The 14,558-nt window shown below is 64.9% G+C and carries 12 protein-coding genes; 2 read left to right on the plus strand and 10 right to left on the minus strand.

Features of this window, described 5'->3' with window-relative positions:
• Window positions 1-2: 2 nt before the first annotated feature.
• From SKZ59_RS01805 to SKZ59_RS01845, 9 genes are all read right to left on the minus strand, one after another.
• Window positions 3-473, minus strand: a complete 471-nt coding sequence (locus SKZ59_RS01805) for a type II secretion system protein (protein ID WP_268747017.1) — start codon at window positions 471-473, stop codon at window positions 3-5.
• Window positions 470-2,350: a secretin and TonB N-terminal domain-containing protein gene (locus tag SKZ59_RS01810; RefSeq protein ID WP_319990652.1), complete on the minus strand. Its 1,881-nt coding sequence runs from the start codon at window positions 2,348-2,350 to the stop codon at window positions 470-472. Before SKZ59_RS01810 ends, SKZ59_RS01805 begins: the two co-directional genes overlap by 4 nt.
• 17 nt (window positions 2,351-2,367) lie before the next feature.
• Entirely contained in the window at window positions 2,368-2,907 is a 540-nt protein-coding gene (locus tag SKZ59_RS01815) for a hypothetical protein (protein ID WP_319990653.1), read from the minus strand.
• Window positions 2,904-3,524 carry a type 4a pilus biogenesis protein PilO gene (pilO, locus tag SKZ59_RS01820; RefSeq protein ID WP_319990654.1) on the minus strand — a complete coding sequence of 207 codons (621 nt, stop codon included), beginning with the start codon at window positions 3,522-3,524 and terminating at the stop codon, window positions 2,904-2,906. The genes SKZ59_RS01815 and pilO overlap by 4 nt, the downstream gene beginning before the upstream one ends.
• Window positions 3,512-4,054: a hypothetical protein gene (locus SKZ59_RS01825; protein ID WP_319990655.1), complete on the minus strand. Its 543-nt coding sequence runs from the start codon at window positions 4,052-4,054 to the stop codon at window positions 3,512-3,514. Before SKZ59_RS01825 ends, pilO begins: the two co-directional genes overlap by 13 nt.
• Window positions 4,045-4,833: a hypothetical protein gene (locus SKZ59_RS01830; RefSeq protein ID WP_319990656.1), complete on the minus strand. Its 789-nt coding sequence runs from the start codon at window positions 4,831-4,833 to the stop codon at window positions 4,045-4,047. The genes SKZ59_RS01825 and SKZ59_RS01830 overlap by 10 nt, the downstream gene beginning before the upstream one ends.
• A complete protein-coding gene (locus SKZ59_RS01835) occupies window positions 4,820-6,517 on the minus strand; it encodes a GspE/PulE family protein (protein WP_319990657.1) in 1,698 nt (565 codons plus the stop codon). The genes SKZ59_RS01830 and SKZ59_RS01835 overlap by 14 nt, the downstream gene beginning before the upstream one ends.
• Window positions 6,518-6,527: 10 nt before the next feature.
• Complete coding sequence (locus tag SKZ59_RS01840) at window positions 6,528-7,724, minus strand: type II secretion system F family protein (RefSeq protein WP_319990658.1); 1,197 nt, start codon at window positions 7,722-7,724, stop codon at window positions 6,528-6,530.
• 248 nt (window positions 7,725-7,972) lie between these two features.
• Window positions 7,973-10,504, minus strand: coding sequence for a M4 family metallopeptidase (locus tag SKZ59_RS01845; RefSeq protein WP_319990659.1), 2,532 nt, complete (start codon window positions 10,502-10,504; stop codon window positions 7,973-7,975).
• 673 nt (window positions 10,505-11,177) lie between these two features.
• Between SKZ59_RS01845 and SKZ59_RS01850 the strand changes: the two genes are divergently transcribed.
• On the plus strand, window positions 11,178-11,834 hold the full coding sequence (locus SKZ59_RS01850) for a hypothetical protein (RefSeq protein WP_034746413.1): 657 nt from the start codon (window positions 11,178-11,180) through the stop codon (window positions 11,832-11,834).
• Between the two features lie 93 nt (window positions 11,835-11,927).
• Complete coding sequence (locus tag SKZ59_RS01855; RefSeq protein ID WP_319990660.1) at window positions 11,928-12,896, plus strand: IS1595 family transposase; 969 nt, start codon at window positions 11,928-11,930, stop codon at window positions 12,894-12,896.
• 59 nt (window positions 12,897-12,955) lie between these two features.
• Here SKZ59_RS01855 and argH read toward each other — a convergent pair whose 3' ends face one another.
• On the minus strand, window positions 12,956-14,353 hold the full coding sequence (argH, locus tag SKZ59_RS01860) for an argininosuccinate lyase (RefSeq protein ID WP_099376466.1): 1,398 nt from the start codon (window positions 14,351-14,353) through the stop codon (window positions 12,956-12,958).
• Between the last annotated feature and the right edge of the window lie 205 nt (window positions 14,354-14,558).

Genomic DNA, 14,558 nt, shown 5'->3' on the forward strand with positions numbered 1-14,558 from the left:
GTTCACCATTGATTGAGCGGCACGCCGTTCAGGCCCACCTTGGTCGAGCGCGAGGCGACATCGAACACGTCCTCGCCTTCGCTGGGATTGTCGGGCGGCGAGGCATAGGCGCGCTTGCTCCAGCTGTCGGCGGCGCTGCCTTCTTCCCTGGGCTGGAACGGGTCGCGCGGCAGGCGGCGAAGGAAATAGATGTTTTGCTTGGACGGGCTGCGCTGGTCGGGCACGCCCTCGACCAGTTCCTCGAGTTTTTTCGGATAGCCGGAGGCGCCCAGCGACAGCTTGATGCGGCCATTGTCCGAAGCACGCTTGTAGGCATCGATCGCTTCGCGCATCTCGATCAGGGCACTGCGCAATTGCTGCTCCTTGGACCGTTGCAAGGCCACCTGCGCCATCGGCACTGCCACCGTGGCCAGGGTCGCCATGATGGCCAGGGTGATCATCAGCTCGATGAAGGTAAATCCCCTTGGCTTCACTGGCCACCCTTGCCTGATTTTTCGCCGGCGGCGGGCGCCTCGTCGCCGCCCGTCATGGGCGAGCCGGTGCGTGGCGCGGCCTGCTCGGGCGCGGCGATCGCCTCGGGAGAGCCACCCACGCTGGCGCGGCCACCCACGGATGCTTCGGTGCCCGAGTTGAATTCGGCCGTCATCAGGTCCGGGCGGCGGATGCTGCGCAGCAGGCGCGGCGTGATCGACAGTACGATCTCGCTGCGCATGGCGTCGTCCTTCTGGCTGCCGAACAAACGGTTCAGCACGGGCAGTTCGCCCACGCCCGGCACCTTGTTGGCCGTACCCCGGTCTTCATCGCTGATCAGGCCCGCCAGCACCTGGGTCTCGCCATCCTTCAGGCGCAGCACGGTCGACGCGCTGCGCGTGCCGATCTGGTAAGCCTGCGTGCCCGTCTTGCTGATGACTTCCTTGACGACGTTTGACACTTCCAGGTTGATCTTGATGGCCACCTCGTCGTCCAGGTAGACGTTCGGTTCCACGTCGAGTTTCAGGCCCACGTCGATGTAGTTGACGCTGTCGGAGCTGACGCCGTTATTCGTCGTGACGGTAATGACGGGCACGCGGTCGCCGATGAGGATCTTGGCTTTTTCCTTGTTGCGCACGCGGATGCGCGGGTTGGCGAGGATATTGCTGTCGCTGTCCGTCTTGTTGGCATTCAGGGTGACGCCGCCGATGCCCAGGTTGATATTGTTGCCATTGATGCGGTGCAGGTCCGCCACTTTCAGGCCGCCCAGGCCTCCCGTGCTGCCTGCAACGCCGGCCAAGGTCAGGCTGGCCTGGTCCGGCCAGCGCACGCCCAGCTCCATCAGGCGCGTGCGTTTGACTTCCAGCACCTCGACTTCCAGCATCACTTCCGGATCGGCCAGGTCCTGCACATTGATAATGCGCTCGGCCATGCGCACCATTTCCGGCGTATCGCGCAGCATGATGATGCCCAGGCGTTCATCGGTGACGACGTCCTTGGCCTTGAGCAGGGTCTTGATGGAAAACGCCACCGTCTTGACGTCGGCATTGGCGAGGAAAAAAGTGCGCACGACGAGCTGCTGGTAATCCTTCACCTTTTGCGGCGTGTTCGGATAGATCGTGATCGATTTGTCGCTGGTGACGCTTTGTTCCAGCTGGTTGGCGCCCAGCAGCATGGCGATCGCCTCTTCGATGCTGGTGTCGCGCACGGAGATCGTGGCGCGCAGGGCGGGGTCGACTTCCTTGTCGAAGACGAAGTTCAGGCCCGACACTTTGCTGATGAAATCGAACACGGAGCGCAGCGGCGCGTCGCGAAATTCGAGGGTGACGGGTTTCCTGTAGGCGGCCGCCAGCTTGCCGCCGGCCGGCAGGCTTTTCGACGACGCTTCGCCGATGCGGCTTTTCAGGGCCAGCGCCTCGCGCTGCGCGGGGCGTTCCTGCAGCACCTGGCGCAAGGCTTCCTGCGCCTGCGCGACATTCGCTTCGCCACCGCGCTGGTAGCTGGCCTGCGCTTCCTGCACCAGCTTGCGGTGCCGTTCATCCTGCGCCACGCCGGCCAAGCCCCGCTGCGCCACGTCGTTGCTGGCGTCCAGCGCCAAGGCCTGCTGGTACAGCGCTTGCGCTTCGGGCAGCTTGCCCTGCTGGCGCAGCGCCTCGGCGCGGCCATTCAGATTGTTCAGCGCGCGCATCCTGCCGTTGGTGACGGCGATGCGGTACTTGGCGTTGGTCGGTTCGGCCTGCGCCGCCTGTTCCAGCAGGGCCAGTCCCTGTTCCGTGCGCCCCGCGCCCAGCATGGCCTGGCCATCGTTATAGGCCTGGTTGCCGGCGCAGGCGGCCAGCAGGGACAGCACTGGGAGCAGGGTGATGAGATTACGAGACATACGTGCGGCGCGTCGTTTCAATTGAGGTCCCCTACGGCGAGTGTCTGTTTCAGGTTGAGCGGCAGATAGGTAAATTGCAGGGCGCCTTGCACCACGCCGTCGAAGCGGTAACGCTCTTCGAGCGTGTCGCCGGGGCGCGCCACCACGTTGCGTTCGCCCGCTTGCAGGAAGTAGGCCGCCTTGCCTTCGTCGACAAAGCGGCCCAGGAATTGAAATGGCAGCGGTGGCGGCGCGTTCGCATCGACGCGGGCGGCGGGCAGCGCGGCCTGGGCCGCCTGCTGGTCGAGCATGATTTTTTTCGGCGTCTCCGGCTGCCAGCTTTGCTTGGCGAACAGGGTGGCCGCTTCCTCGTCGTCGAGGCCCCGGCGCGGTTCGATGGCCAGTGCGCGATTGGTTTGCGCAGCGGCAGTGGCGACGACGAGGGGGAGCGGCGCCACCCGCTCCACCTGGCGCGTGGTGGCCGTGGCCGGTCCCACGATGCTGCCTTCGTCCTCGGGCGCGAACAGGGCGGCCAGCAAGGTCGCCACGGCGGTGCCTCCCAGTACGGCTTTTTTCATCGGCGCACCTCCGCCTTCTTCACCAGCAGGATGAACTGGATGCGCGCGTCGATCTCGCCCGCCTCGATCTGCTCGCGCTTGAAGAGCACGGAGTCGAGTGTCAGGGTGGGCAGCGCCTGCAGGGCGTCGACGATAAAGGTTTGCAGCTGTGCGTATTCAGCCTTGACGGGCAGGGTGATCTGGTAGCGCAAAAAGGCCGTGTTGCCGTCTTCCTGCGGCTTGTAGTCGGCCTTGGCCAGGGTGACGCCGCTCTTTTGCGCCACTTCCAGCAAGGCCTTCAACTGGTCGGGAATGCTGTCATGCGCGGGCAGGTAGGCGTGAAAGGCGGCCAGGCTGTCGGCATCCGCATCGAGCGTGACGGGTGCCGGCGGCAGCGCCGCCTGTCTGGCGGCAGTGGCCAGTTGCGCCGCCAGTTGCTGCTGGCGCGTGCCCAAGGCATCGCCCTGCTGCACGGCGAAAGCGGCCAGCGCCAGGCAGGCTGCGCCGATGGCACTGGGCCAGCCCAGCATGCGCCACAGCCGCTGCGCCTCCCAAACCAGGCGCGGCGGCACGTGCAGCTGCAGGCGCGCGCGGGCCACGGGCGTGCCAGCTTTTAACACGGGTTTTATTGCCGCCATTGCGCCTCCAGCTGAAAACGGTAAGGGTGTTCGGGGGCGTTCACATTCATCTCGTGCTTGAGCAGATACACGGAACTGAACATCGGCTGCTGGTTCAGGAAGGCCAGGTAATTGAGCATGTCCTGCGGCGTTTCCGCTTCGGCGGCGATCTTCAGGACGCTGGCGCCATCCTGTCCCTGCTGCGCGTTCAGGTCCAGCCCCAGCAGGGCTACACGCACGTCGCGCGGCGCCTGCACCGTCTTGACCAGGCGCGTGACGGGCAGGTTAAGCTGGCGCACGGCGGCAGCCACCTGTTTCAGTTCGAGGTCGCGTTCGCGCTGCTGGCTCGCCGAGAGGGGCGCGCGCACGGGACGCGCGGGCTGCAGCTGCGCCAGTTGCGCTTCCAGGCGCCGCGTTTCCTGCGTCTGCACCAGCCAGTACACGGCGGCCGGCAGCAGCATCAAGCCGCCCGCCAGGCACAGGGCCAGGCGCCAGCCCTTGAAGGTTTGCGCCGCTCCAGGCGGCAGGAACTCCAGGCGGCTCAGGCCCATGCGGCCTCCCGCATCAGGTGGGCGCCGCTGGCCACGGCGACGGGCACGAAGCGTTCCGGCACGTTCGCTTGCGGCACGCCGCTCAAGTCGATCAACGCCACCTGGTCGATGGCGTCGAGCTGTGGCGCACGCAAGTTCCAGCGCCGCCAGGCCCGGTCCAGTTCATCGCCCCAGTCCGTGGCGCAGGACTGGCTGTGCAGGGCCGTGATGCGCCCACCGCTCGCCGTTGCCAGCAGCAGCCGTCCCGCTTCCACCAGGGCGAAGGCGTCGGGCTTGGCACCGGCGATGCTGCGCCAGGCCGGTCCGGCGATCGGTTCGATGGACAGGCAGCGCCTGCCATGCGCGGCCGCCGCATCCTGCACGCCTTGCAGCAGAGCCGCATCGATGCCGCAGGCCAGGCGCGGCTTGCCATAGGGCGCGTCGTCGGCGGCCAGGCGCCAGGCGCGCGCGCCATCGCCGTAGACGGCGGCGAACTGGCTATGCAGGAAGCGCTGCGCGCTGGCCCGGTCGAGCAGGGCGCCGCTCCACGGCACCACTTGCATGGCGCACCAGCGGCTGGCCAGGCTGACGGCCAGCGGCAGTTTTTTTTCACTATGCTGTTCGAGCCAGCCACGCAGGGCGGCCAGCGCCACTTCCCAGCTGGCGTCGGGATTCGCAATGGACAGGTGGAAGGCGCTGTCCGCCACGGGACGGCCGGCGCGGCGCAGCACGCTGTGCAGCCCGTGCGGCGCCAGGTGCAGGCACACGGTGGCGCGGGCAAGGTGTTCAATAAGTGACACGATTGAGCTCCGCTAAAGTGGTTTCCCCGCGCCGCACCAGATCCAGGCCCGCTTCGCGCGCCAGGCGAAAGCCGTTGCGTGCCGCTTCTTCCTTCATCTGGCTCAGGGGGGCGCGCGTGCAGATCATTTCGCGCATTGCGTCGCTGAGCATCAAGACTTCGGCGACGGCCTTGCGCCCCTTGTAGCCGGTGCCGCGGCAGTGGCCGCAGCCCTTGCCGGCCATGAATTGCCAGTCCTGCACCTGATGCAGGGCCAGGCCGCTGTCGCGCAGCTGCTGCGCATCGGCCAGCACTTCGGCGCTGGCGTCGACGGCGCAATGGGCGCAATTGAGGCGCAGCAGGCGCTGCGCCACGATGCCGTTCAGGGCGGCCGCAAAGCTGTAGGCGTCGACGCCCATGTGCAGGAAGCGGCCGACCACATCAAAGACGTTGTTCGCATGCACGGTGGTAAACACCAGGTGGCCCGTGAGCGCGGCCTGCACGGCGATCTGCGCCGTTTCATCGTCGCGGATTTCACCGATCATGATCTTGTCGGGGTCGTGGCGCAGGATGGAGCGCAGGCCGCGCGCGAACGTCAGTCCCTTCTTTTCGTTGACGGGGATCTGCAGCACGCGCGGCAAGCGATATTCGACCGGGTCTTCGATGGTGACGATCTTGTCGCGTCCTGTGTTGATTTCCGTGATGGCCGCGTACAGGGTGGTGGTCTTGCCGGAACCCGTGGGTCCCGTCACCAGCAGCATGCCGTGCGGCTTGGCGGCCAGGCGGCGGATCTGCTCGATGGCGTCCTCGTTCAGGCCCAGGCTTTCCAGGCGCAGCGCCTGCGCCGCTTCCGTCAGCGCGCGCCGGTCCAGCAGGCGCAATACGGCGTCTTCGCCAAAGATATTGGGCATGATGGAAACGCGAAAATCGATCTCCGCCCCTTTCACGCGCACCTTGAAGCGACCATCCTGCGGGACGCGCCGCTCGGCGATGTCGAGATCGGCCATGACCTTGATGCGCGAGATGATCTGCTCGGCCATCGCCAGCCCCTGCACCTGGCCCGCCTGCACCAGCACGCCGTCGACGCGGTATTTGATGACCAGGCTGGCCACGTCGCATTCGAGGTGGATGTCGCTGGCCTGGAATTTCAGGGCGTCGTAGATGGTGGAGTTCACCAGTTTGACCACCGGGCTGCTGTCCTCGCTGATGCGGATCAGCGAGATGTCTTCGATGCTCTGGTCCAGGCCAGGCACATCGTCCCCATGCTGCATTTCCTGCATCGCCTGCTGCACGCTTTCCTGCTGCAGCAAATAGGCGGCCAGGTCGTCCGGGTGCGCCAGCGCCACCGTAAAGGACGTGGACAGGGCGAAGTCGGCCCACTGCAGCAAGTCTTCGGCAAACGGGTTGCCGATGACGAGCACGGGCGGCGCGCCGGGAACGCCAGGCTGCAGCAGCACGCAGTCGCGCTGGGCGCAATCCGTGTAGGGCAGCAGGCCAAAGGCGGGCAAGGCGGCCTGCAGCTCGGCCATCGTCCAGGCCGGGTAGCGGAACAGGGCGGCCAGCTGGCGCAAAAAGACTTCGGGCGGCAGGGCCGCCGTTTCCTGCAGCACGGCCATCTGCGGGCGGCCCTGTTCCAGCGCGCTGGCGTGGGCGCGCCGCAGCATGGCGGCATCGAGCACGGCCCGTTCTTCGTCGCGTGCGTTCATGGCATGCTCCTCACGATAAGCTCCCGGCCAGTTCAAAGATCGGCATGTACATCAGCACCACCACGCCGCCGATGACGACGCCGATGATGGTCATCAAGAGCGGTTCGAGCAGGCGCGACGCCCAGTCCACCCAGCGGGCGAATTCCTCGTCGTGGAACTTGGCCGAGCGTTCCAGCATGTCGCCCAGTCGGCCCGTGTTCTCTCCCACTTTCAGCAGCGATTGCGCCACCGGCGTGGCCATGCCGGCCTGTTCCAAGGCGGTGGAAAACGGCATGCCTTCCTGCACCGCGCGGCGCGCCTGCGCCAGCTGCTCCTGCTGCGCCGGCAGCAGCATGGGGCCGACCATGGCCAGCGCCTTGTGCAGCGGGATGCCGGCGTGCAGCAGCAGGCTGAGGGCACGGTAGAAGCGGGCCAGGCGGAATTCCGCCGCCTTTGCTGCCAGCACGGGCAGGCGCAAGAGGCGCAGCACCAGCGCCATGCGCATGGCGCGGTTGGCGATGCCGAAGACCACGGCGCCGACCACGGCAGCCAGCGCGCCGGCGCACAGCAGCGGATGCGCGGCCAGGGTCTGGCCAAAGCCGAGCAGCATTTGCGACATCCACGGGATCTCGCGGCCCGAGCTTTCGTAGACGACGCTGAACTTGGGCACTACGTAGCCGAGCAGGAACAGGGTCACGAGGCCGCCGACGACGAGCAGCATGCACGGATAGATGGCGGCGGAAATGAGTTTTTTGCGGATGGCGTCGAACTGCAGCTGGTAGGCGACGAAGCGCGCCAGCGCCTCGGGCAGGTTGCCCGAGCGTTCGGCCGCGTGCACGGTGGCGATGTAAATGTCGGGGAAGATGTCGGGAAAACCGGCCAGGGTGTCGGAAAAGCTTAGGCCCTGCTGTAGGGTGAGCACGATGGCGGCCAGGGGGGCCTTGGCGCCCGCGCGCGTTTCCTTGTTGTGCAGGGTGGCCATGGCCTCGCCCAGGTTCAGGCCCGCTTCGAGCAGGGCCAGCAGCTCCTGGCTGAATTGCAGCAGGGGCAGGCCCTGCTTGCCGGGACGCAGCGCCGCGGCGCCCGTGTCTGACGTGGCGCCAGCGTCGACGGCCAGCACGCGCCAGCCGCCGCGCACGGCCGCGCGGATCGCCTCGGCCTCGCTGGCGGCGTCGATGGCCAGCGCCTGGCTGCCCGCCGGGCCCTGCACCTGGAGGTGGAACTGCATCGTCGGCTCAGGCGAGCATGGTGATGGCCTGGGGCGTGAAAATGGGGTGATGTGAAAAGGGGACAGCGCGTGCGGACAAGGTCGAAGTAGGCATCGGTCAGGAACAATCCAAAAAAAGTTCAATTCGTCGCGGGTACCGGCAGCAGGCAAGAGGCAATCACTGCCTCAGGGTAGACTGGAATTGCCAGGAAATCAATCGTGCCGTGCGGGCAAGCCTTGTATCGATGGCTTGCCCGCAATTCAGCCGCTTACTGGGTAACCAGGCTGACCTTGTCGATCACGAACGAGGTTTGCAGCGATGCATCCTCGGTCGCGGCAAACGAGATCTGCACGGTCTGGCCCTTGTAGGCGATCAGGTCGAAGGTGCGGATCTGGTAGCCGGCGGCCTTGTTCACGTTCGAATACGAGGCCAGGGTGCCCAGCACCGTACCGGCGCTGTTCTTCACGGTGACGACCAGCTTGTCGTACACGGTGCTGCCCGTTTCTGCCGTGTCGATATGCAGCGCGAAGCTCAAGCTGGCGGACGTGGCGGCGGCCGGAATGGCCACGCTTTGCGTCAGCGATTCGCTGGCCGTGGTGCCATTGCCGCCCAGCCAGGCGTACTTCGTGCCTTCGTACGCGGTTTGGCCCGTGAAGGTGCCGATGGCGCCCGTAGTGCCGCTCCAGCCCGTGGCGCCGGACTCGAAGCCGCCGTTCGTCACGCGCTCGGTGGCGCTGCTCGTGCCGACCGTCAGGGTGGCGTTGTTCGACGTGGCCGTCACGGCGGGCGACGAGGAATCCGTCACCGTGGCCTTGAAGACGGCGCCGCTGTCGGCCGCTACGGCCGTGAAGCTGTAGGCCGGCGACGTGGCGCCACTGATCACGGCGCCGTTGCGGAACCACTTGTAGGTGTACGGTGCCGTGCCGCCGCCCGCGCCCACGGCGAACGAGGCGGTGGCGCCCGGTGCGACGGTGATGCTGGCCGGCTGGCTGGTGATCGTCACCGCGCCGCCCGTCGTCGATTCATCGACGTCGGCGCCCACGTTGATGGCCGCATATGCGCGCTTGACGGCGGTCGCCTCGGTGCTGCCCACGCCATACAGTTCCTCGGCTGCCTGCAGCACCTTGTTGCGCGCGTCGGCGTAGTTGGTCGACGAGGTGAACTTGGTGGTGGCTGCCTTGAACCAGATGCGGTAAGCCTTGTCGCTGCCGATACCGGTCATGGCCAGCGGGCTTTTGTTCAGGTAGGAGCTGTAGTAGTCGCTGCTGGACGTGGAGTTCGAACCTTGCGACAGGAAGTAGAACATGCGGTTGTTCGGGCCGCTGCTGTAGTGGACGTCGAGGTTCTTGATGGTGCTGCTCCACGCATTCGGGCTGCTGCCATCCTTGCTTGGCTTGTACAGCCAGCGCAGCGGCTGGCCATTCTTGGCGATTTCCTTGCCCGTCATCCAATCGTTGCCCGTGTTGGGAATCGTGGTGCCCGTGCCGCCGGCGCGCGCATACGCTTCCACCATTTCGCCGGCGATGTCCGAGCTCGATTCGTTCAAGCCGCCCGACTCCTGCGAGTAGATCAGGCCCGAGGTGGCGTCCGTGATGCCGTGGCCCATTTCGTGGCCGATCACGTCGATGGAACCGAGGTTGTTGAACGAGCTGCCGCCGTCGCCGATGTACATGCACTTGCAGCTGCTGTCGTAGTAGGCGTTGTCGTAGGCCGTGTTGACGTGGGCGGCGATGTGGGTGGCCGTGTTGTTGCCGTCCAGGCTGGACCAGCCCAGCACATTCTTGTGCGTGTCGTAGGTATTCATCAAGCCCCACATCGCGTTCACGGCCGCCGTCTGGCCGTTGGCGTTGGTGGTGCTGCCGCCGTTGATGTATTGCTGTCCGTCGCCCCAGGTATTGCTGGTGCTGCTGTACACGCTGCCCGAACTGGTGCCGTGGTTGGCATTCGTGATGGCCATGCCGCCGAAGCTGCCGCCCGTGCCGCGGCTCGGGTCCTTCATGGTGTAGGTGCTGCCCGTGAGCGTGGTGTTGAGCGGCACTTGGCCGTTGTACTGGCTGTTGCCGATGCCGGCCACGGTTTTCAGGGCTTTCCATTGACGCAGGATGCGACCATCCTTGGCGCTGACGACGGTGTCGTAGTAGACCGGCTTGTTACCGCTGATCATGCGCGTCTGCACCAGGTAGGCCAGCTCGTAGTGGTCGACCACGTCCTGCACGTCGAGGGCGTTCAGCGCGGCTTCCGATTTGTTCTCGGCGCCGGCCACGCGCACGGTTTTCATGACGGGATAGATCAGCAGCTGCGCATGCGGCGGCACGTGGTCGACGGCCCGCACGCCGATGTTATTCACGGCGGCGGCGATGGCGGCTGCCGCGCTGATGGCGGGCGTGGTGTCGATATCGGTGGTGGCGCTGCGGGTGACGGAATTGACGCCGCCGCTACCGAGGCCGGACGCGCGGTCCGACACGGATTCGCTGACGATGTCGCCGGCGCTGTTGCTGACCACGACCGTTTCGGAACCGAAGACGGGCAAGCCCTTGTAGGTGTGCTGTACGCGGCTCACGCGCGTGCCGCTGACACCAGGATGCTGGGCGCCGACGGCAAAGCCATGTTCGGTATTCAGGCCACGGCTGCGCGCCTGCGCGGCCAGCTTGTTGACCAGGCTGGCGGTCTCTTGTGGAGAAGCCAGGGCGACCGGGGCGGCCATCAGGGTCTGTGGCAGCGGCGTGGCGGCGTCTGCCGTGGTGGCCATCAGCGGCAGGGCGGCGATGGATGCGGCAACTATTGTCAAACGTAAATTCATTTCTGCTCCAGGGTATCGGTTAAGGAAATGGTGAATGAGCTGGCCGCGATGCCTGATGGCCACCCCGGCGTGCCTGGCGGCGGGCGGATAGCCTGCCGTTTTGTTGTGGCATGACGCCGGGTAGGGGGACACTAAACTTGTCGAGATCGCCATGTCAAAAAATTCAAGAAATGGGTCACTCCGCGATTTTTTGTTAAGAATTGAACATTTATCGGCATCGCATCGTTGGAAAGTTTGATCTACCACAAGCTGCAACTTTTGTTATGGACTACTTCCCCTAATGGAGCGTTCTGTTGGAAAAACACTGTTGCCTTTTCTAAATGTTGCGATCTACACTAGCTCTTCGCGTTGTTCCCTGCGGACCACGCGAAGACAAAAAAAGCGCACGCGGCAATGACCGCGTCCAGATACAGCGCATCGGGAAAAAAATCGGGAGTTTCACATGACGTCAGTTCTGTTTTCTGCTGTTGGTTTCAGCCATTTCCCCTCTGGAGCGGCATTCATGCTGCATCCGCCTTCCTAGCCGCCGCCAGCCGGCTCTTCCCCCGCGAGGGGGATCTTTTCCGCGAGTCCGACCGCGCCGCCCGGCGTGGCCGCTGGCGCAGTGCATCCTTTTTTCAGGAAGGGTTGCCGGCTCCTGGTGCGTGCACCGGAATCACCGGCCCGAAGAACTATGCTTTCGATAGCGACCAAAGTGGAACAGATCGTGATGGAATCGGCCTTTCTCAGCGAGGGATTGGGCCGTGGCTTGCTGAACCTGTCGGAACTGGCGCGCCAGCTGCAGCCGCAATTGCAGACCGACTTGTGGAAACCGGTGGGGCAGGCCGCCGTAGTGATGGCGCTGCGCCGGCTGGCCGAACGGATGCCGCAGCAGAAAAGCGGCGAGATCGTGCTGGCGCACCGCGCGGGAGAGCTCTCCACACGCAGCGAATTGATGATTTTTACCTACCGTTATTCCGACCAGACCTATGACTGCCAGCGCCAGTTGCTGGCGCTTGCGGCGCCCCAGCGCGGCACGTTCATCACGGTCACGCGCGGCGTCAACGAGGTGATGGTGATCTGCAGCCGTTCGCTGCATGCGCTGGTGGAAGAGGTGTTCGGCGAAGAGCAGGAACTGGCGCGCCTGGAGCGCGTGACGGCCGTGACCTTGCACCTGGCGCCAGAAACCTGCTACACGCCGGGCGTGTATCACGCCATCCTCAAGCGCCTGGCGTGGGAGCGGATCAACCTGATCAACATCATCTGCACGTATACGGAACTGACCTTGCTGCTGGAGGCGTCGCAGACGGGGGCGGCTTTTTCCGTGCTTTCAAAAATCGTCGCGCAATGAAAAAGGCTCTGTCTCCGCTAAGTAGGGGAACTCCAGGAATCTTCCTGTGTCCCTGCTGTCTGACTATGTATACCAGACAAACGGGAGCCTTCCATGCAGCCAGCCCAATGGAAAACGTTCATCGCCCAGTTCGCCGAATTGAGCCGCCGCCAGCGCCTGGCGGGCATCACCCTGCTGCGCGGGGTTGCATCGCAAGACGTCATCGTGGCATTGGTCGAAAGCGTGGCCCGGCAGCGATTGCACTGTCCTGCCTGCAATAGCAACCATGCTCACCGGCATGGCCATGCACACGGACTGCAGCGATACCGTTGCGTGCCGTGCGGGCGCACCTTCAATGCGCTAACCGGCACGCCGCTGGCGCGCTTGCGTCATAAATCGCTGTGGCTCGACTACGCCGATTGCCTGCTGGCATCGGATTCCGTGCGCAAGGCAGCCACTCAACTGGGCGTGCACCGCAACACCACGTTTCGCTGGCGCCACCGGTTTTTATCGTTGGCAAAGACAGACCGGCCGCATGGCTTGCACGGCATCGCCGAGGCCGACGAGTTATATCTGCTGGAATCGGAAAAGGGAGCGCGGCAGATGACGCGTCCGGCCCGCTGCCGGGGCGGCCATGCCCACAAGCGCGGCATATCGAACGAACAGGTCTGTATCCTGGTGGCGCGCGACCGCACGGGACAGACCCTCGATTTCGTCACGGGCAAAGGAGCGCTGACCAAGGCGCATCTGCATCACTGTTTGTTGCCCGTCATCGACAAGGATGTGCTGCTGGTCACCGATGGTCATGCGGCCTATCGGGCCTTCGCCAGGGAAGCGGGCATCAGCCACCAGGCCGTCAACTTGCGCGCCGGCATCCGTGTGCAGGGTGCCGCCCATGTGCAGAACGTCAACGCCTATCACAGCCGACTGCGGCAATGGCTGGGTCCCTTTCACGGCGTCGCGACGCGCTACCTGCCGAACTACCTGGGCTGGCGCTGGATACTAGATGCCGGGCGCATCCGTTCGCCAGAAACATTATTGAAGGCAACGCTGGGAGCGTTTCCACACCTGACGGTGACATAGCCAATGAAAAACGCCCCGCTGCAGCGATGCAGCGGGGCGTCCGAAGGCGCAGGCGCCGTTTATTTTTCCAGCTGCGTACGCACGCGGGCGATCGCGGCGCGTACCTGGCGTGGCGCGGTGCCGCCCACGTGGTCGCGCGCGGCGACAGAACCTTCCAGGGTCAGCACGGCAAACACGTCTTCGTCCGTCAACGGGGAAAACGCGCGCAGCTGCTCGAGCGACAGGTCGGCCAGGTCGCAGCCCGCGTCGACGCAGGCGCGCACGGCCAGGGCCACCGCTTCATGGGCGTCGCGGAACGGCAAGCCCTTCTTGACCAGGTAGTCGGCCAGGTCGGTCGCCGTGGCGTAGCCTTGCAGGGCGGCCGCGCGCATCGCTTCCGGTTTCACCGTGATGCCGCCAGCCATGTCGGCGAAGATGCGCAGGGTGTCGATGACGGTGTCGACGGTGTCGAACAGCGGTTCCTTGTCTTCCTGGTTGTCCTTGTTGTAGGCCAGCGGCTGGCCTTTCATCAGGGTCAAGAGGCCAGTCAGGTGACCGTAGACGCGGCCCGTTTTGCCACGCGCCAGTTCCGGCACGTCCGGGTTTTTCTTTTGCGGCATGATCGACGAGCCGGTGCAGAAGCGGTCGGCGATGTCGATGAAGCCGATGCGTGGGCTCATCCAGATCACCAGTTCTTCGGCCATGCGCGACACGTGCATCATCAGCACGGCGGAGGCGGCGCAAAATTCGATGGCGAAATCGCGGTCCGAGACGGCGTCGAGCGAGTTGTGGCACACGTCGTCAAAGCCCAGCGTTTTTGCCACGCGCAGGCGGTCGATCGGGAAGGTGGTGCCGGCCAGGGCGGCGGCGCCCAGCGGCAGGCGGTTGACGCGCTTGCGGCAGTCGGCCATGCGTTCGGCGTCGCGGCCGAACATTTCGACATACGCCAGCATGTGGTGGCCGAAGGTGATCGGCTGGGCCACCTGCATGTGGGTAAAGCCCGGCATGATGGTGTCGGCATGCTGCTCGGCCAGGTCCGTCAGCGCGCTGCGGAACGTCGCCAGCAGGGCGGTGATGTCGTCGATGGCGGAGCGCACATACAGGCGGATGTCGGTGGCCACCTGGTCGTTGCGCGAACGGCCCGTGTGCAGGCGCTTGCCCGCATCGCCTACCAGTTCGGTCAGGCGTTTTTCAATATTCAGGTGGACATCTTCCAGGTCCAGCAGCCATTCGAACTGGCCGGCGGCGATTTCCTGCGAGATTTGCGCCATGCCGCGCTGGATTTCCGCGTAGTCGGCAGGGCTGATGATGGCTTGCGCATGCAGCATTTCCGCATGGGCCAGCGAACCTTCGATGTCGAACAGCGCCAGGCGCTTGTCAAAAAATACAGAAGCTGTGTAGCGCTTGACGAGGTCCGAGACCGGTTCGGAAAACCGGGCCGACCAGGCTTCGCCCTTTTTGGAGAATTGATCAGTCATGAAAGAAGTCCTTTAGTGTACGGCGATTATAAACAAGGTTGGCCGGCGGTAGGGCTTTTAGGGGCTTGCAAGGCGCTGAAATGGCCAGGAATGGGGCCGGCAAGCGTCAAATGCCACGGCGATGGCCTGTTGCGCGTTCCATCCGGGCTGTTTGTATTCTGTCCCGCAAATCGTGCGTTTGGTCGCAATCCGATGGCAGTTCAGG

This window comes from Janthinobacterium sp. GMG2, assembly GCF_033949445.1.
In the GTDB taxonomy this organism is placed as follows: Bacteria; Pseudomonadota; Gammaproteobacteria; order Burkholderiales; family Burkholderiaceae_D; genus Janthinobacterium; species Janthinobacterium aestuarii.